The following is an 18,291-nucleotide window of genomic DNA, read 5'->3' as shown; positions in this document are numbered from 1 at the left end:
TTTCGACCCTATTAGTTTTTCGCTATAGCTCACTTTCACAGTCACGCTTTACGACGACGTTGGACGGCTGCTTTTTCACTTTGACTTGTGGGTTTGCGATGCACATTCGGCGAAAACCTGCGCGGACACTAGGCTCGGCAAGCTCGTCTAGCTATGCCACCGGCCCACAACCGCCGCAAGAATACGGATACCTCGCTCGATCTCCTGCTGTGTCAGCCCGGCGTATCCCATGATCATTCCCGCTGGCCGGGTACCTGGCCCCGACGACGGTTTGGCAAACAACGGCGACACAGGATAGACCCCCACATCTTCGCCACGGCAAGCCGCCACCAACGCAGGCTCATCTTCCGAACGCAAGCCAAGCAACCACAACACCGCATGCAAGCCCGCGGCCGTGCCCGTGATGCAGGCATTGGCGCCCAGATGCCGCGCGACAGCGTCGAGCAGCACCGCGCGGCGTTGCTCGTTTTCACGCCGCACGCGCCGCACATGGCGCTCGTAGACACCGCTATCGATCAGCGATGCCAGCACGCGCTGATCCAGCACGGGCGCATGGCGGTCGGCCAATTGCTTGGTCTGCCGGAAAACCGACACCAGATCGGCAGGCAAAACCAAATAGCCAAGCCGAAGCTGCGGCGACAGCGTTTTCGAGAAAGTCCCAATGTAGATGACCCGGTCATCCACATCGATAGACCGCAGCGCGTCGATCGGGCGTTGGCCGTATCGGAATTCGCCGTCGTAATCGTCTTCGACGATCCAAGCCTGGCGCCTTTGCGCCCACTGCAGCAACTCCATCCGCCGGCCCACGGGCAACACCCCACCCAGCGGGAACTGGTGCGACGGTGTCACATAGGCCAGCCGGACCCGGCTATCCGTGGGCAAGTGCGCAGTGTTCAGGCCATGTTCGTCCACCGGTGTGGCCAGCAGCCGGGCACCCGTTGCCTCGAAGCAGCGCCTGGCCATCAGATAACCAGGGTCCTCGAAAACGAAGGTGTCCTCGGGGCCCAGCAGCAGCCGCGCGCACAAGTCGATGGCCTGTTGCGAACCGTGCACCACCACGACCTGTCCCGCGTCGCAAGACAGCCCGCGGGCCCGCGCCAGATAGCCCTGGACGGCACGCCGCAGCGCATCGTCGCCTTCCGGTGCGATATAGCAGATGCTGCGCGGCTGGTGCAGCATCTCGGCCTGGTACGCGCGCCGCCAGGCTAGGGAGGGAAAGTCGCGTGACGCTACCGCACCGTAGCGAAAATCAATTGCAACGGGCTCCACGGGCGGGAGCCCTGGCAGGGTCAGCCCCGCAACGCAGCGGCCGAATTCCGATAAAAGCGGCGGCGGCCGGTTGCGCGACGTGTTGTGTGAAGTCGGCGGAGCCGATGCCGCAAGGGGGGCCGCTACCCGCGCAGCACGCCCCATGGACGTCACCAGAAACCCCTCGGCAACCAGTTGTTCGTAGGCAGCAGTGATGGTAGTGCGCGAAACACCGAGTTCGATGGCCAGCGCCCGTGTGGAAGGCATTCGACCTCCTTGGGAAAGCGTGCCATCGGCAATTTGTGCGCGCAGCAGATCATAGATGCGGCGTCCCGCCCCGGTCGGGCCCGGACTGCGGCCGGATTGCGATCGAATCTGGTTCATATTAAATGATCAAAACTGGATCTTTTAATTGTGCCTGTTTTGCGCGATAGTCATCATGTCTGGCGCTTGCGCCTTTGCCCTCTATTGTCATTAGCCATGTACATTCCCGAGCACTTTGCCGAAACTCGGCCCGACGTCATGCATCGCGTCATCCGCGAACACCCCTTGGGCGTGCTGGTTACGCACGGGCCTGATGGACTGGACGCCAATCACCTTCCGTTCGAAATCGATCCTGACCAGGGGCCGCACGGCTTACTCTCGGCCCACGTGGCCCGCGCGAATCCCGTATGGCAGCGTTGTCCCACCGGGACACCAGTAATGGTCGTTTTTCGCGGAGCCCAGGCGTACATCTCACCCAATTGGTACCCCAGCAAGCATGAGGCGCACCGCCAGGTGCCCACCTGGAACTATGAAGTTGTGCATGCGCACGGCCTCCTGACCATACGCGACGATGAGCGTTTCGTGCGCGGCATCGTTGCTCGCCTGACACGCCGGCATGAAGCGGCCGAACCTCAGCCCTGGAAGATGACCGACTCGCCGCCTGATTTCATCGACAGCATGTTGCGCAATATTGTAGGTATCGAAATTTCCATCACGTCGTTGGTGGGCAAAATCAAACTCAGCCAGAACAAAGAAGCCCGCGATCGCCTGGGCGCGGCAGAGGCGCTCGATGTGCGGGGAAGCCGTGAGCTGGCGGCATCCATGCGCGCCGCCGAGTAAGTCGTCATCGACACACCCCGGCACTGAGATCACGTTGAGAAAAATATGTACACATCCACATTTACTTTTGCCAAGCGCGATTACGACGAAGAGTTCCATGCTTTGGATAGTGTGATCGCCCAGACCGCGAAATCCATTTCCGGCTACCTGGGTGAAGAAAATTGGGAGGACCCCACGACGGGGCTCATCTCGAACGTGTACTACTGGGAAACACGGGAAGCGCTTGAACAGTTGATCAATCATCCCGCCCATCTCGCAGCCAAGCGGAAACAAGCCCGTTGGCTCGATGGCTATCAGATTGTCATAGCTCAAGTTCTCGAGACTTATGGCGATGGTGGCATTGCACATCCGCTGGCTCGCACAAAGCCCGCAAACAACTGAGGCACGCAAACCATGCTGCTGATTCCGTTCTTGCTTGCGGCCATCATCCTAGCCATCACACCGGGTCCTGGCATTGCATATGTCGTAGCTCGAACGGTTGCCGGCGGCCGATCAGAAGGTTTGGCGTCGTGCTTGGGCACGGGCCTTGGCGGATTGGTCCACGTATTCGCCGCAGCGGTCGGCCTATCGGTGGTAATCGCACAATCCGCGATGGCATTCAACGTGGTCAAGTATGTTGGCGCCGCCTATCTGGCCTACCTAGGCATTCGCCTGCTGATGCGCAGCAGCCAGCCATCGTTTACCTCAGTGTCGCTCACAACCCAAGGAACACGTCGTGCGCTACTTGAAGGAATTGTTGTTGAGGCCCTGAACGTTAAAACAGCTCTATTCTTCCTGGCTTTTCTTCCACAATTCGCGGCTCCAAATGAACCAATCATTCCGCAATTAGTGCTGTTGGGAACCATCTGCGTTGTACTTAACACTCTGGTCGACGTCGCGGCAGTCTTCGCCGCAGACCAATTGCTTCAGTCAAATTCCGCCCGTGCGACACGTTCCAGGTTGTTAACGCGGATATCTGGCCTGACCATGCTTGGGCTCAGTTTCTACCTTGCGATTGCGCGGCGACAAGCCTAGTAGCACGGCATCGTCCACGCACGTTTCCAATCTACGCCGAGTTGAACTCGATACAACGTGTAGTGCGTGAAGCGAATGTTGATAAAGGCTGCTGCGTTTATAAAGAAGCCAATCGTACGCGTTTAATATCTCTTAGAGGCGGGGCGCCAAACAAACGAGTGTATTCACGGCTGAACTGAGATGCACTCTCGTACCCTACTCGCAATGCTGCGCTACCCGCATCAATATCTTCGTTAAGCATCAGTTGTCGGGCATCCTGCAAGCGCAAGTTTTTTAAGTACTGCAAGGGACTCATACCTGTCACCACCCGAAAATGTTGACGGAAGGTGGAAGGACTCATATGCGCTTTGATGGCCAAATCATCCATCGCAATATTTTCCGTATAGTGCTGCTTCAGCCAGGCGATAACTTTGGCAACCTGCTGGCTTGGGGAACCCACTGCAACCAGATGTCTGAGCGATGGACCGTGTTCCCCACCTAACAGGCGAACAATGATCTCTTGTTGAATCAGCGGCGCAACCAGAGGAATAAGCTGCGGCTCTTCCAATAAGCGAACCAGACGGATCAGCGCATCCAACAGGCCTTCTTCCAAAGTCACGATGGATAAAGCCCGCGATGGCACGGTTTGAAGCGGTGAAGAAAAATCCATCTCGGCAGCCAATTGTGCAATAGCGCGAGCATCCAGCTCCAGACGTAGCCCCAGATAAGGTTCCGCAGAACTGGCAGACGTGACATATGACACCACAGGCAGATCCAGTGACGTAACGAGTGACTGCCCTGGCCCATAGCTAAAAATCTCATCACTCAATGTGACGCGCTTGCATCCTTGCACCGTCATTGCGAGCCCCAAACCGTAATAAATACAAGGCATGGGATCGGTAACAGCACTGCACCGGTACATCATCAGCGCAGGAATCTGCACGCTATGCTCGCCATCGGTTCGGGCAATATCGCCGACCAATCTGGCAAGCATATCGCTATCCGTTGTCTGCATTTTGTCCCTCGATCTCAAGTCATTGCACAAGAATTAATTCTAAAACGTAGCCTAGCACCAGCGGTGCGGGTTGTTTAGCAGTTTCGATGACGACTCATCAAATTGGGCAATAAGCACATCGGATCAGGCAAGCGTTAATGACAGCATAGCGGTCACAATGCATCCATCGAATAAAGCAAAAATAGTATCGGCGACATAGACCTAAGAGGATCAACATTTTCCTGTTCACCATCGGAGGCTTTCATGGTCACACTTAATCTCAACGGCAAAAACGTTCAAGTGGATGTCGCTGACGACACGCCACTGCTATGGGTCTTGCGCGACACCCTGCAACTTACCGGCACCAAATTCGGTTGCGGGGCTGCTTTATGTGGCGCCTGCACCGTTCACATGGATGGCGCAGCGATTCGATCATGTATTACGCCGGTATCTTCCGTAGCAGGTACCAAGATCACCACAATCGAGTCCGCTACCAATGGCAGCGACCGAGTTGGTGCGGCGGTGCATGAATCCTGGGTCAAGCATGATGTAGCCCAGTGTGGTTACTGTCAGAGCGGCCAAATCATGAGTGCGACCGCCTTTCTCAAGTCACTGCCGCGCGGCAAACAACCTAGCATCGCCGAGATCGATTCCGCTATGGCTGGCAATATTTGCCGCTGTGGTACCTACGTTCGCATACGCGCTGCAGTAGCTGATGCTGCCAAAGCTATCGCCTGAAGGAAACGCCATGTTGCCCAATATCGATTACAGCGAAATGCCGCGTGCGCTGCAGCATTTGATGAACCGCGATCAACCTGAAAAAGCCGGCACATTTTCACGGCGCCAATTTTTTAAGCTGACGGGCACTGTCGGCCTGGCTCTCGGCGCCTTTCCTCACCTTGCGATGAGTCAAACTGCAGATACTGCGCTGAAACCGACTCAACAGCCTTCAGCGTTTTTACATATTGCGCCTAATGGTGAAGTTACGGTCGCCGTCAATCGGTTAGAGTTTGGTCAAGGTGTGCAGACCGCACTGCCTATGATTTTGGCGGAAGAGCTGGACGCGGATTGGAATCTGGTTCGCAGCAAGCACGGCTCGAATGATCCCGCTTATGTAGATCCGCTTTTTGGCATACACCTGACCGGTGGCTCCACTGCTGTAAAAAACAGTTTTACGCAATATCGCGAACTGGGCGCCCGTGCCCGCGCAATGTTAATGAGTGCCGCTGCGGCACGTTGGAATGTAGATGTGTCGACGCTGCGTACGCAAGCGGGTTTCGTAGTAGAACCAGGAGGACGAGAACTCAGTTACGGTCAGTTGACGGAAGCGGCAATGCGTGTTCCAGTCCCTGAAAAAATCACGCTGAAAAATCCAAAAGATTTTCGCATCATCGGTCGTCCTACCACGCGCCTGGATGCGTATGCCAAAAGCAGTGGCAAACAACAGTTCGGCATTGATGTCCATCTACCTAATCAACTGACAGCCGTCGTAGCACGTCCACCAGTATTCGGCTCCCGTCTGGCGTCGCTAGATGATAGTGCTGCACGCTCCGTGAAAGGCGTGAAGGCGGTATTCCGTATACCGCTGGATCATGACGGCGAAGGCGTGGCCGTGATCGCAGATGGTTACTGGCCTGCCAAGCAGGGACGCGATGCGTTGAAGGTAGAATGGAACACGGCCACCGTCGAAAAAGTGGATAGCGAAAAGCAACTCGCTCAGTATCGCGCATTAGTCACTCAGCCCGGCCCGAAAAAATTCGACGCCGAGATGACGTCGTTGGAGAGCGCCCCTAAAAAAATTGAAGCCGAGTACATATTTCCCTATCTCGCACATGCAGCGATGGAGCCGCTTAATTGCACAGTCAAACTTTCGGATGGACGCGCTGAAGTGTGGACCGGCTCGCAATGCCCAGGTTTGGACGGGGCGGCAGCCGCACGCGCATTGGGCCTCAAGCCGGAACAAGTTGATGTGCATGTACAAATGGCAGGCGGTGGTTTCGGCCGACGCTTTTCCAGCGGTAGCGACTTCGTAGTCGAGGCGTGCGAAATCGCTAAGGCCGCGCGGTCTGCCGGTTTGGATGTGCCGGTGCGTACGCTCTGGAGTCGCGAGGATGATATGCACGGCGGCTACTACCGTCCTATGCACTTGCACCACGCACGCATAGGGTTTGACGAGCGCGGTAAAGTGCTGGCCTGGGACCATGTCTTAGTAGGTCAGTCCATCACTGCCGGCTCGGTGTTCGAGCAGTTTCAGGTCAAGGACGGGATCGATGGCACAGCCACGGAAGGCATGCGCGATCCTTACGATGTACCGATGCGCCTGACGGTGCATCATCCACAGCTCAACGTACCGGTATTGTGGTGGCGCAGCGTAGGTTCCACACACACCGCATTTGTGATGGAGACCTTGATCGACGAAATCGCACGCAGTACCGAACAAGATCCGGTAGCTTACCGAATGCAACTCTTTGGCGATAAGAACACACGCCACAAAGCAGCGTTGCAATTGGCGGTAGACAAGAGTGGTTATGGCAAACAGAAACTCGCTGAAGGACGTGCCTGGGGCGTCGCCGTACATGAATCATTCAGCTCGGTTGTTGCATATGTCGTGGAAGCGTCGGTACAAGATGGCCGACCCGTACTGCATACGGTCACAGCCGGCGTACATTGCAACCTCGCAGTCAATCCACGTACTCTGGAAGCGCAAGTGCAAGGCGCGGCGATCATGGGCATGTCCATGTGTCTGCCAGGCTCGGCCATTACGCTCAAGGATGGCGTGGTCGAACAAAACAATTTTGGCGACTTCACCGTGGCACGCATCACCGACGTACCGACATTCGCCATCCACGTCGTGCCTAGCGCAGAACCACCGACGGGTATCGGCGAGCCGGGTTTGCCGCCATTGGCACCAGCCTTTGCCAATGCCATAACCAGTCTGACCGGCAAGCCTCTACGCCAGTTGCCATTTAGTTTGACTTAGGCTAACTGCATGGAAGACCTCGACACCGTAAGCTCCCCCTTCGAGTAGACATAGGGTTGTAGAATTTCGAGGGTGAGGTCATCCGTTCAAAATGAGACTGCGGCTTTTTTGTTTTAGGATTAGGACACGGAAAGCCGCTCATTATCACTGTGCCAGAAAATCCACGTAGGCTTGATAGCTATAGCTGCGGTTTTTCTTCTGACCAGTCACTTCAACCACAATGCCCAAGTGCTCCAATACCCGCACCGCTGAGTTCGCCGTTGGAAACGTAGTGTCGAGTTGCTGACGGGCACGCTCCACGGAAAAACGCGGCATCATAGGCAGTTGTTCGAATAGCCGGTAGCTGGCGGGACTGGACTTGGGCGATTGGAGCAGCTTGCGCCGGTCGGCAGCGACCAGGCTAGCAATCGCGATGATACTTTGCTCAGCTTCCGCCGCCGCCACTGCAACGCCTTCGAGAAAGAACGACACCCATGCTTCCCAGTCACCCTCGGTACGAATGACCGACAGACGTCGGTAGTACTCGATTTGGTAGCGCTTCAGGTAACCACTAAGATACATCAACGGTTCAGGGAGCAGCTTCCAGTGCTCCAACAACGCCGCGATCAGCAGGCGGCCGATGCGCCCATTGCCGTCCAGAAATGGATGGATAGTCTCGAACTGCGCGTGAACCAGTGCAACCTTGACCAAGGGAGGAAGGTCACTCAATTCGTCATGGATAAACCGCTCGAGATTTGACAACAATTCTGGCACACGCTCCGGCGGCGGAGGCACAAAGACAGCATTACCGGGCCGAGTGCCACCAATCCAATTCTGCGATTGTCTCAGCTCTCCGGGCTGCTTACCCGCGCCGCGTACACCACCAAGCAGCAATCGATGCGCATCGCACAGGAGGCGCACACTGATGGGGAGCCCCTTCGGATCACGCAGTTGCCCCTGTACCAACCGAAAGGCCTGCAAATAGTTGGTGACCTCAGCTACGTCATCAGTGTTGCTGACGTTGAAGCCCGCTTCCTCATCAAACAGATCCATCAGGGTGGCCTGCGTACCTTCCAGTTGTGATGTCAGCAAGGCCTCCTTTCGTACAGCACTATAAAGCAGCCAATCCACTGACGGCACGAGCCCAGACACGCCAGACAACCTAGCCAGCGCCAATTCCGCTTGTCGATTCAACTCGGTAAAGGATGGCGTTCTCAAAGGAGGATCGACGGGCGGTAGCGGATGCGGCACGAAGGCGCGCACCGTTTCGCCTAGCGTGGTGGAAGTCGCGTATGTACCTGTGATCCGATTCATTCTAAAGTTCGCTTTCATGTCGGATCATCATATTAAAGCATTGTTTAATATGAATCAAAAGTGTGAAAGAAAGCTTTAATGCGGGCTGTCGTGGAGAAGCTTCACCAGCAGGGCGTTTTCTTTCGCCTAGGTAATTGAAACAGCGCCCTTGTATCAAAACTTGACAACAAGACAAAACACCACACGATCACCGCATGAAACGCGGCGAATATCTCTGGCAATCGCCGCATCGATCTGACTGGCAATACAACCTCGTCGCCTGGGCAGAACCCTTGATCGCGGTTAGCCGCGCTCAAGGCCTGCTACTCAGCCGTCTGGCAGACGTGGGTATAGCACTGCGCGACGAAGCCAGCCTAGCCGCATTAACCGAAGATATCGTCCAAACCAGCGCGATCGAAGGCGAAACGCCATCACCGCCAAAGACTAATTATTTCCCCAGCATATTCTCAGGCAGCCACGTCACCAGCACGGGTATGAAAAATAGCAGCAGCGTCGTGATGATTTCCATGATGACAAACCACCACGCGCCACGAAATATCTGGGTTAGCGGTGTCTGGCGATCTATGCCTGCGATCACATAGACGTTCAGGCCCACCGGCGGTGTGATCAGGCCGATCTCGCACATTTTCACGGCAAGAATACCGAACCAGATCGGATCGTATCCTAGCGAGACGACGGTCGGAAACATGATGGGCAGCGTAATGACCAGCATGGAGAACGCGTCCAGGAACATGCCCAGCGGAAAATAAATGAGCAGCAGCAGACCAATGATCAACATCGGCGGAAAGCTGGAGTCGACCACACTGCTGGCGATCATTTGCGGGATCTGCGCGAGGCTAAGAAAATAGCTGAAAATGCCCGCGCCTATCATCGTCATCAGGATCATGACGGTCGTGGTGATCGAAGAGCGGCAGCTCTCGTAAAGATTGCGCTTCAGGTTGGGCCGCCCCTGCTTCGAAAAGCACAGCATCAAGAAGGCGACGAAAGCCCCGACTGCGCCCGCCTCGGTAGGCGTCATAAAACCCAGGTAAATACCGCCAAGCACGACGAGGAACAACACGATGACCTGCCAGGCATCGCTGAGCGATGCAAAGCGCTCTCGCCAGTTGGCGATGGGTGTGGCGTCCTGAGGCGACTTCAGCCTGACGCTAATGACCCATATGCCCAACATGAAAACCAGGGTGGTCAAAATGCCCGGAATGATCCCGGCCACCAGCATCTTGCCCGCCGATACTTCGGTGAGCGCAGCATAGAAAATGAGTAATACGCTGGGTGGGATCAGCACCCCTAGTACACCCCCGGCGGCCACAGCGCCAGCAGACAGACGCGGATCATAGCCGGCTTTTTTCATTTCTGGGATGGCGACAGAACCTACGGTTGCTGCGGTGGCAACGCTGGACCCCGAGGTCGCTGCAAACCCGGCGCTGGTCAGTACGCTAGCCATGGCAAGGCCACCCGGCCAGTGCCCCACCCACTTGCGCGCCACGCCGAAAAGCCTTTGGCCAATGCCGGCATGGTGTGCGAAAGCACCCATCAGTATGAAGAGCGGGATAACCGTCAACAAATAAGAGGCTGACTGGTGGTACGAGAATGATTTAAGCCGGTTCAACACAAAATCGAGATTCTCGATCATGACGATGCCGGCCACGCCGGCGATGCCTAGCGCCGCAAACACCGGTGTGCCTATCAACATCAGCCCGAATATCAGGCAGATCGCCAGAGTGGTGGCGGAAATCAAGTCCATGGCGTGTCTCGCTGCCCCGATGCTCGCCGAGGCTCGTTATCTATTATGTTGGTGGAGATGATGAGCGCATGCTTAGTGCAAGGCTTTACCTGGTGAAACACCATCGTCGATGTCTGGTAGCTCGCCGGTGACGGCGGTCTGCAAGCACTGGAGCGCCATTTGTAGAAAGGCAAACCACAAGCCTAGGGCAAGTGCAATTTTGGCCCACCAGATGGGGAATTCGATATAACCCCAGCGAAACTCACGGATTGCAAACGAATGCACGGCATCCATGCTGGACGGAATGGCAAGCAGCAAGAGCAGCAGCGCGGCTGTACCCCATGCGACGCTCTCGAAAACACGGCGTAGTTTGTGGGGCATTTTCTCAAGCAAAATCGTCACACGGATGTGCGCGTTGTCGCGTTTGGTCCAGCCTAGCCCCATGAAAACAAGCAGCACCATGCTGAGCTCTGCCATTTCGAAGACACCCGATATGGGACGGCCTGTCAGGCCACGCACGACAACATCCAGCGTCGTGCCAAACATGAGAAACAGCAGACATGCCAAAGCAACGATCCCGAACCAATTGGACAGGGTATTGAACAGACTTTCGAGGCGCTTCATGATGACTCCGGTATCGGAGGATTGCGCCCTGGCGGACGCAATCGTTGTGTCACGTTGGGAATACCGCTGTTAAACGCCCAGCGCCAGTTCAGACGGCCGTTTCAAGGTTCCAGAGGGATCGTATTTGGCTATGGCCGCGTCCACCAGTTTTTGCATTTGCGCGCCGTCTATCCCCGCGGGCTTGGCGACTTCTGTTTCCCACTTCTTGACCTGCGCCGGCTGCACGATTTGGGTTGCGGCCTTTTTCTGTTCGTCAGAAAGTCGGCTGAACTTGACACCTTCTTTTTGAGCCTTGTCTACATACTTCTGGTTCAGGCCACTCATGATTTCGGTGTATTTTCCGGCGTAGATTTCTGCCACGATGTCGTTGCACAATGCCTGGATTTCCGGCGGGAAACCGTTCCATACCTCCGTGTTGATCACGGTGGCCGAAGGCCCATGCGGACCATCGCCGATGTCGGTAAAGTGCGGCGCGATTTCGTGCAGCTTGTAAGCCACGGCAGTAATGAAATCAAAGCCGTAAACACCGTCCAACACACCGCGTTCAAGCGCGGTATAGACCTCTGGGGCGGCCATGGGCACTGCGGTTCCGCCCAGGCGTTCAATGACGTCCGTGGCAACACCGTAACCGCGTATACGCAGGCCCTTGATGTCGTCTAGCGAATTAATGGGCTTGCGGGTAATAAAGGGCGCGTAATTCCAGTTGGTCCAATACATGACCTTGGCGCGATGGCGCTTTTCCCACTCGTCGCGCAACGGTTGAAATTGCTCGTAGACATCGCGGCACACCAACTGCAAGGCATCGGCACGCTGCATCTTGTAATACCATTCCAGCCCGCGCGTGACCGGCAGATCGGCTTGATAATATCCCGGAGAAATCAGTGACATCTCGGATGTTTTATCGCGCACGGCGGACAGGTGTTCGCCTACTTTGTTCAGCGATGCCGCCCAGTAACGACGTACGTTCACGACCCCGTTCGACCGTTTTTCAAGCTCGGTCAAAAACCATTGATCTAGGCCTGAAGGCCCTGCCGTTTCGGAAATATAACTATCGAACTTGAATGAAATTTTGTCTTTTGCGGACGCGATAAAAGGAAAACCTCCGATCGCTGCCGCGCCTGTGATGATGCCCGCAGATCTTATAAATTCACGTCGTTTCATGTTTGCTCCTCCGTTCTTCTCATAAACCTACAAACCAGAACACGCGCAAGACTGCGCACGTTCATACAGACTGGTTGGCCGCCTCTCGCAATGCGGTCTTCAATATTTTTCCGTAGCTGTTCTTGGGCAGGTCTTGGCAGAACACGTAGCGTTTTGGCTTTTTGAACGAAGCGATTTCGGCCCGACACCAGGCCTCAAGGGTGGCAGCGTCTACAGAGACACCCTTTCGGCTAACCACAAATGCCACGACTTCCTCGCCCCATTCAGGATGCGGGCTGCCCACCACCGCCACCTCGAAGACGTCAGGGTGGCGGGAAAGCACTTCTTCGACTTCACGCGGGTAGATATTGGTGCCGCCGGAAATAATCACATCTTTGGAGCGGTCGGTCAGCGTGAGAAAGCCAGCTTCATTGAGGTAACCGATATCACCCGTACGCAGCCAGCCATCGACCAGCGTTTCTTGCGTTGCTTGGCTGTTGCGCCAGTATCCTTGCATCACGGTGCGCCCTCGCACCAGCACTTCACCATGGGTGCCCAGCGGAGCATCGCGCAGGTCTTCATCAACAATACGCAGCTCGATGCACGATTGCGCCGTGCCCACAGACGCGATACGCGCACCCCATTGCGGATGCTCTCGATCGCCGATCAGTTCGCCGCGCATGGCGGAAATCGTCATGGGGCTTTCGCCCTGCCCGTAGATTTGTGCGAACTTCGGGCCCAGGGCATCGAGCGCCTGGATGAAATCGGCCGCATACATGGGCGCGCCGCCGCATATGATGGATTTAATGCCGGCACCGTCCGACCCACTGGCTTTGACGGCCGCGACCAGACGCTTGACCATGGTGGGTGCGGCAAACATCGACACCTCACCCAGTTGCTTGGCCAGATCGAGGATCTCGGCACAGTCAAAGCCACGTGTTGCAGGCACCACATGTCGCGCGCCCACGCGTACGAAAATAAAGTTGTACAGGCCAGCGCCATGCGACATGGGCGCCGCATAAAAGACGGCGTCATGTTGGCTGGCCTCGGCCACATCGACCGCATAGCACAGCGACATGGCGATCAGATTGTCGTGCGTCAGCATGACGCCTTTCGGGCGCCCCGTCGTGCCCGACGTATAGAACAGCCAGGCCAGCGTGTCGGTGGCTAATGGGATGGGCGCGGCCACGGCATGGCTGCCGTCAAGCATGGCCGTGTAGTCGGGCGTATCGACACCGAACTCGCGACAGCCTTGCGGTAAGCTGACCTCACGCAGCGACTGGCCATCGTCGCTGAACACCAGCGAGGCCTCTGCGTTATCGGCGATCCATGCGGCCTCTTTGGCATGCAACTTGTAATTGATGGGCACAACGACCGCCCCGACCCACCATGCGGCGTACATCAGCACCAACTGCTCGATACGATTTGGCATGTAAAGCGCAATGCGGTCACCGGGTTCGATGCCATGATCGTGCCGCAAGCTTTGCCCCACGGAACAGGCCTGGGCAGCAAACTGGCCGTAATCTGCCATCAAGGTGTTGCCCTGAAGCAAGGCCGGCGCATCGGGCGTGAGCTGCGCCCGCGCGTACAACCACTGTGCGATATTCATGCCCGACTACGCCCTTTTTGCCTGAAGAACGCTGGCATAGTTAGCCACGCCGGTGCCGCCCATGTTAAAGACCAGACCCAACTCGGGTGCGTCGATCTGCATCTCGCCAGCCTGGCCGGTTAACTGACGGAACGATATGGCATGCATCGAAACGCCGGTGGCACCCACCGGGTGGCCCTTGGCCTTGAGCCCGCCAGAAAGATTGACCGGCAAGGCGCCGCCGCGCATGACCGTGCCGTCATCCAGCACGCGGTGGCCTTGGCCTTTGGGAGCCAGCCCCAAAGCCTCATAGATCAATAGCTCGGCGATCGTAAAGCAGTCGTGCACTTCGGCGAAGTCGAGATCAGCGGTCGTGATTCCCGCCTGCTGCAAGGCTTGCGCCATGGCCTTCTGGGGGCCTTCGAAAGCCAGAAAGTCGCGCGCCGACATGGGGAGAAGATCGCTGACGTGGGCAGTGGCCCGTATGGCGACCTCTTTTTGAAACTGCTTTGCCCGGGCGGCACTGACCAATACAACGGCTGCCGCGCCATCGGTAATCAGGGAGCAGTCCGACAACCGCAGGGGAGGCGCGATCATCGGGTTTTTGTCGGAAACCGTATTACACGCTTCTACGCTCAAGGCCCGGTGCATGTGCGCCAGTGGATTGGCGAGCGCATTATGGTGGTTTTTGGAGGCAATGGCGGCCATGGCCGACATGGGGTCTTGATAGCGCTCGGTATAGGCCTGCGCCGCAATGGCAAATACCTGGGGAAAGCTAAGAGCCCGTTCTTGCTCGCTGTTTTGGTAGCCTGCCCCAGCCAGGGCGCGGGTGACATCTTCGGTGCTGTTTGAGGTCATTTTCTCGGCCCCGACAACCAACACGACTTCAGCCTGCCCGGCTTGTATGGCGGCCATGCCGGCAAACAGCGCCGCCGCGCCCGAAGCACAAGCGTTTTCACACCGGGTGGCCGGCTTGAAGCGCAGATCGGGCGATGCCTGGTGAACCAGCGACGATGCGAAGCCGTCAGGCACCATGCCGGAATTGAAGTGCCCGAGATACACAGCGTCTATCTCCGATGCGTCGATTTTCGCATCGGCGAGTGCCTCGCGCGTGGCGGACACGATGAGGTCTTCCAGAGTCAGTGCGTCGAGCCGGCCGAACTTGGTATGGCCGCTGCCAACGATGGACACGGTATGTGATGCCATGCTGTCTCCCAGCGTTTGTGTTTTCAACGTGTTTGTTTTTTATATGTTGGCCCGCTAGCATACGTATGTCTATGCGTGCAACTACGTACATAAATACGTACAACCAAAGAGAATCATGCTCGATCACAATCTCGAAGAACTGGCGTTTCGCGAGTCGCCTGCGCCGCAAATCATCACCAAGAATCGAACCATCTTGCGATGCAACAAGGCGTTTGCGACGCTATTCGGTTACGAAGTCGAAGATCTGGAGGGAGAGCTGATCCTGAAGCTCTACCCAAGCAGCGCGGACTATTACGAGATCGGTGAACGCTGTCTGCATGCACTGCGCATCAAGACAAGTTACGAAGACGAACGCTTCATGCAACATCGCGACAGGCAGATTTTCTGGGCGCGTGCACGTGGCGTGACGCTGACGCCCGAACAGCCCTTCAACCTGATGATCTGGAGCTTCGAACGCATCCACCACAACCGGACTAAAACGGCAGAGCTGACGCACCGCGAGCAGGAAATATCCGGCTATATCGTCAATGGCCTGACTTGCAAGGAAACGGCGCAGGCATTGGGTATCTCGCACCGCACAGTCGAAGTACATCGCGGCCGGCTAATGAAAAAATTGGGCGCCAAGAATACGGCCGAACTCGTGTCAAAAATCATTATGGTGACCAATCCCGAACACTGAGACGGACGAGTTACCGTGGAGCTTGGCGAAGTTTCCGCGCACCGCAATAATCCCCGCCCTCAATCCTGCGGCGCGTCGCGCGATGAGCGCTGGCGCGCCGTGCCACCCGCAGCGCTCAGGTTATAGGCAGTATTGACCAAGCCGATGTGCGAAAAGCCCTGCGGGAAATTGCCCACCAGGCGCTTGCGCACCACGTCGTACTCTTCGGCCAGCAGTCCCAGATCATTGCGCAGCGACAGCAGACGATCGAACAAGCAGTGCGCGTCATCCAGTCGGCCCAGCATGATGTAGGCATCGGCCAGCCAGAAACTGCACACCAGGAACACGCCTTCGTTGCCCGGCAGACCATCGTCGCTACGCTCGGTCGAATAGCGCAGCAGCAGGCCGTCGCGCAACAACTCGCGTTCGACCGCCTGCACGGTGCCCGACACGCGCGGATCATCCACCGGCAGAAAGCCAACCTGCGGAATCAACAGCAAACTGGCGTCCAGCGCTGTGCCGTCGTAATACTGAACAAAGGTGTTGCGTCCGGCGTCGTAGCCATGCGTGCATATGTCCTCGCGGATCTCGGCGGCCAAGGCTCGCCAGCGATCTACCGGGCCTTCCAGGCCAAAGCGCTCACAAGACTTCACGGTACGATCCAGCGCCACCCAGCACATCAGCCGCGAATGCGTGAAGGCCCGGCGCGGCCCGCGCATTTCCCAGATTCCATGATCCGGCTGTCGCCATAGCGCTTCAAGCGGTTTGAGCAGCACCTTCTGCATGCGCCAAGCTTCGGCCAGCGGCGCCAAGTCGGCCACCCGCGCGGCATGCAGGGTCTCGATCAGTTCGCCATACACGTCCAGCTGCATCTGACCGGCTGCGCCATTGCCCAGGCGTACCGGCCTACTTCCCTCGTAGCCCGGCAGCCAGGGAATATCGTGCTCGGGGAGCCAGCGTTCGCCGGCGATGCCATACATGATCTGCAGTTGATTGGGGTGGCCGGCCGCCGCGCGCAGCAGCCATTGCCGCCAGGCCTCGGCTTCTTCCCGGTAGCCGGCATTCAGCAAGGCATACAACGTCAGGGCTGAATCGCGCAGCCAGCAGTGGCGGTAATCCCAGTTGCGGCTGCCGCCCAGTTGTTCGGGCAGCGAAGTCGTGGGCGCCGCCACGATGCCGCCGGTTGGCTGAAAAGTCAGCAGTTTCAGCGTGATCAACGATCGCACCACCGCGTCGCGCCGTGCGCCCGGACCGTCGTCCCAATGGCACCGCTTGGCCCATTCGTGCCACCAGGCAATAGTGCGGTCCATGCTTTCCATACGGTCGGGCACAAAATGCGGCGTCTTGTGCGAGCGATGGTACGACAAGGTAAAGGGCACGATCTCGCCTTGCCGCAGGATGAAGCGAGCCACGCTTTTCATGTCGCGGCCTTCCAATGGCACGGGCGTATGCAGTTCGACGGCATCGGGTCCAGCGATCGCACTCAGGCCATAATCACGCCGCCGCACCCAGGGAACCGCCTGCCCGTAGTTAAAGCGCAGCGTCAATTCCATTTGCATGTCGACCTGACCCGACTCGCCTTGCACAATGCGCACCACATCCACCCGTTCTTCGTCATCGCTCAGGGGCATGAAGTCGTACACGCGTACGACGCCGGAGGGCGTCTCATGGAGGGTTTCCAGCACGGCGGTATCGGGCAGGTAGCGGCGCGTGGTGTGCCCCGGATGACAGGGCGCGACCAGCCAGCGGCCGTGGCTATCGTCGCCCAGCAAAGCGGCGAAGCAGGCCGGCGAATCGAAATGCGGCAAGCACAGCCAATCGATGGAACCGTCGCGCGCCACCAGCGCCGCGGACAGCATGTTGCCGATCAGACCATAGTCTTCAATGGGCTTGGACATGCGCTCAACCCGCACCGCGAAACGCAGGATACAACGTCATGCCGCCGTCGATGAACAGCGTGGAACCAGTGACGTAATCGGAATCGTCGCTGGCCAACCAGGCGACGGCGCGCGCCACGTCCTCCGGTTCACCGATACGCCCGTACGGAATCAGCTTGAGCAGCGACGCCAGGCTTTCCGGTGTGTCCCAAGCAGGCGCGTTGATGGGCGTGCGTATCGCCCCGGGCGCTACGGAATTGACGCGAATCTTCATGGGAGCAAGCTCTTGCGCCAACGACTGCATCAGCAGCGACACGCCCCCTTTGGACGCTGCATAGTTGGCCTGGAATGCCCACGGGATAACCTCGTGGACTGAACTGATGAAAACGATCTTGCCTGCGGCCGCGTTGGCCGGCGGTGGGGGCACGCGATTCAGGAAGGCCCGGGCGGCGGCACGGGCACACAAGAATTGGCCGGTCAGGTTGACGTCGATGACCTTCTGCCACTGAGCCAGCGTCATGTCCTGAATGGCGGCCGGCTGTTCGATGCCGGCGTTGTTGATCAGGATGTCGACGCCCTGGTAATGATCCACGGCCACCCGGAATAGATGCTCGACATCTTCTTCGCGACTGATGTCGGCGGCAGCCGGAACAGCCTTGCCGCCCGCACGTGCGATTTCCTGCACGACCTCGACACCGCGTCGCTCGGAGTCTTCGTTGGGACGGTGGTTGACGACAACCCGCGCCCCCGCTGCCGCCAATTCCAGGGCGACGCCACGCCCGATCCCCGAGTTGGCGCCAGTGACAATAGCCACGCGCCCGGACAAATCTACCGCATGTCGCATGGTGCTCTCCTTGCGGCGA

16 protein-coding genes and 1 pseudogene are annotated in these 18,291 nt (G+C 57.5%); 7 read left to right on the top strand and 10 right to left on the bottom strand.

What is annotated here, in order from left to right; translation table 11 throughout:
- Positions 1–147: 147 nt before the first annotated feature.
- Positions 148–1,632: a MocR-like pyridoxine biosynthesis transcription factor PdxR gene (gene pdxR, locus ACNAZS_RS09670; RefSeq protein WP_415788620.1), complete on the bottom strand. Its 1,485-nt coding sequence runs from the start codon at positions 1,630–1,632 to the stop codon at positions 148–150.
- Positions 1,633–1,728: 96 nt separating this feature from the next.
- Here pdxR and ACNAZS_RS09665 point away from each other — a divergent pair, with 96 nt between their 5' ends.
- From ACNAZS_RS09665 to ACNAZS_RS09655, 3 genes are read left to right on the top strand one after another with little or no spacing between them, the layout of a single operon-like run.
- Positions 1,729–2,352, top strand: coding sequence for an FMN-binding negative transcriptional regulator (locus ACNAZS_RS09665; protein WP_415788618.1), 624 nt, complete (start codon positions 1,729–1,731; stop codon positions 2,350–2,352).
- A gap of 45 nt (positions 2,353–2,397) precedes the next feature.
- Complete coding sequence (locus ACNAZS_RS09660) at positions 2,398–2,733, top strand: antibiotic biosynthesis monooxygenase family protein (protein ID WP_415788616.1); 336 nt, start codon at positions 2,398–2,400, stop codon at positions 2,731–2,733.
- A 12-nt stretch (positions 2,734–2,745) separates the two neighbouring features.
- Positions 2,746–3,366, top strand: a complete 621-nt coding sequence (locus ACNAZS_RS09655) for a LysE family translocator (RefSeq protein ID WP_415788614.1) — start codon at positions 2,746–2,748, stop codon at positions 3,364–3,366.
- A 97-nt stretch (positions 3,367–3,463) separates the two neighbouring features.
- Here the strand turns inward: ACNAZS_RS09655 and ACNAZS_RS09650 are convergent, their stop codons facing one another.
- Complete coding sequence (locus ACNAZS_RS09650) at positions 3,464–4,339, bottom strand: AraC family transcriptional regulator (RefSeq protein ID WP_415788612.1); 876 nt, start codon at positions 4,337–4,339, stop codon at positions 3,464–3,466.
- Between the two features lie 264 nt (positions 4,340–4,603).
- On the opposite strand from ACNAZS_RS09650, the gene ACNAZS_RS09645 reads away from it, so the two are divergent.
- Positions 4,604–5,077, top strand: a complete 474-nt coding sequence (locus tag ACNAZS_RS09645; RefSeq protein ID WP_415788610.1) for a (2Fe-2S)-binding protein — start codon at positions 4,604–4,606, stop codon at positions 5,075–5,077.
- Positions 5,078–5,087: 10 nt separating this feature from the next.
- Positions 5,088–7,319, top strand: a complete 2,232-nt coding sequence (locus tag ACNAZS_RS09640; RefSeq protein WP_415788608.1) for a xanthine dehydrogenase family protein molybdopterin-binding subunit — start codon at positions 5,088–5,090, stop codon at positions 7,317–7,319.
- A 144-nt stretch (positions 7,320–7,463) separates the two neighbouring features.
- Here the strand turns inward: ACNAZS_RS09640 and ACNAZS_RS09635 are convergent, their stop codons facing one another.
- Positions 7,464–8,612, bottom strand: a complete 1,149-nt coding sequence (locus tag ACNAZS_RS09635) for a Fic family protein (protein ID WP_415788606.1) — start codon at positions 8,610–8,612, stop codon at positions 7,464–7,466.
- 194 nt (positions 8,613–8,806) lie between these two features.
- On the opposite strand from ACNAZS_RS09635, the pseudogene ACNAZS_RS09630 reads away from it, so the two are divergent.
- Positions 8,807–9,019, top strand: a pseudogene (locus ACNAZS_RS09630) (DUF4172 domain-containing protein); the annotation flags it as partial.
- Positions 9,020–9,039: 20 nt separating this feature from the next.
- On the opposite strand, the gene ACNAZS_RS09625 reads toward ACNAZS_RS09630, so the two are convergent.
- The 5 genes from ACNAZS_RS09625 to ACNAZS_RS09605 form a co-directional block, all read right to left on the bottom strand.
- Positions 9,040–10,356, bottom strand: a complete 1,317-nt coding sequence (locus tag ACNAZS_RS09625; RefSeq protein ID WP_415788604.1) for a TRAP transporter large permease — start codon at positions 10,354–10,356, stop codon at positions 9,040–9,042.
- Positions 10,357–10,428: 72 nt separating this feature from the next.
- Entirely contained in the window at positions 10,429–10,959 is a 531-nt protein-coding gene (locus ACNAZS_RS09620) for a TRAP transporter small permease subunit (protein ID WP_415788602.1), read from the bottom strand.
- A gap of 69 nt (positions 10,960–11,028) precedes the next feature.
- Positions 11,029–12,120 (bottom strand): C4-dicarboxylate TRAP transporter substrate-binding protein, encoded by a 1,092-nt coding sequence (locus ACNAZS_RS09615; RefSeq protein ID WP_415788599.1) that lies wholly within the window; start codon positions 12,118–12,120, stop codon positions 11,029–11,031.
- A gap of 61 nt (positions 12,121–12,181) precedes the next feature.
- Positions 12,182–13,708, bottom strand: coding sequence for a class I adenylate-forming enzyme family protein (locus ACNAZS_RS09610; protein WP_415788597.1), 1,527 nt, complete (start codon positions 13,706–13,708; stop codon positions 12,182–12,184).
- A gap of 6 nt (positions 13,709–13,714) precedes the next feature.
- Positions 13,715–14,893 carry an acetyl-CoA acetyltransferase gene (locus ACNAZS_RS09605; RefSeq protein WP_415788595.1) on the bottom strand — a complete coding sequence of 393 codons (1,179 nt, stop codon included), beginning with the start codon at positions 14,891–14,893 and terminating at the stop codon, positions 13,715–13,717.
- A 115-nt stretch (positions 14,894–15,008) separates the two neighbouring features.
- Between ACNAZS_RS09605 and ACNAZS_RS09600 the strand changes: the two genes are divergently transcribed.
- Positions 15,009–15,572 (top strand): LuxR C-terminal-related transcriptional regulator, encoded by a 564-nt coding sequence (locus ACNAZS_RS09600; protein ID WP_415788593.1) that lies wholly within the window; start codon positions 15,009–15,011, stop codon positions 15,570–15,572.
- A 59-nt stretch (positions 15,573–15,631) separates the two neighbouring features.
- Here ACNAZS_RS09600 and ACNAZS_RS09595 read toward each other — a convergent pair whose 3' ends face one another.
- Together ACNAZS_RS09595 and ACNAZS_RS09590 are read right to left on the bottom strand one after the other, a co-directional pair.
- Positions 15,632–17,449 (bottom strand): glycoside hydrolase family 15 protein, encoded by a 1,818-nt coding sequence (locus tag ACNAZS_RS09595; RefSeq protein WP_415788591.1) that lies wholly within the window; start codon positions 17,447–17,449, stop codon positions 15,632–15,634.
- 4 nt (positions 17,450–17,453) lie between these two features.
- Complete coding sequence (locus ACNAZS_RS09590; RefSeq protein ID WP_415788589.1) at positions 17,454–18,272, bottom strand: glucose 1-dehydrogenase; 819 nt, start codon at positions 18,270–18,272, stop codon at positions 17,454–17,456.
- Positions 18,273–18,291 lie beyond the last annotated feature (19 nt).

It is taken from the genome of Bordetella tumulicola (genome assembly GCF_965138755.1).
GTDB lineage: Bacteria > Pseudomonadota > Gammaproteobacteria > Burkholderiales > Burkholderiaceae_B > Bordetella_A > Bordetella_A tumulicola.
This window is presented reverse-complemented; position numbering and strand designations above follow the sequence as displayed.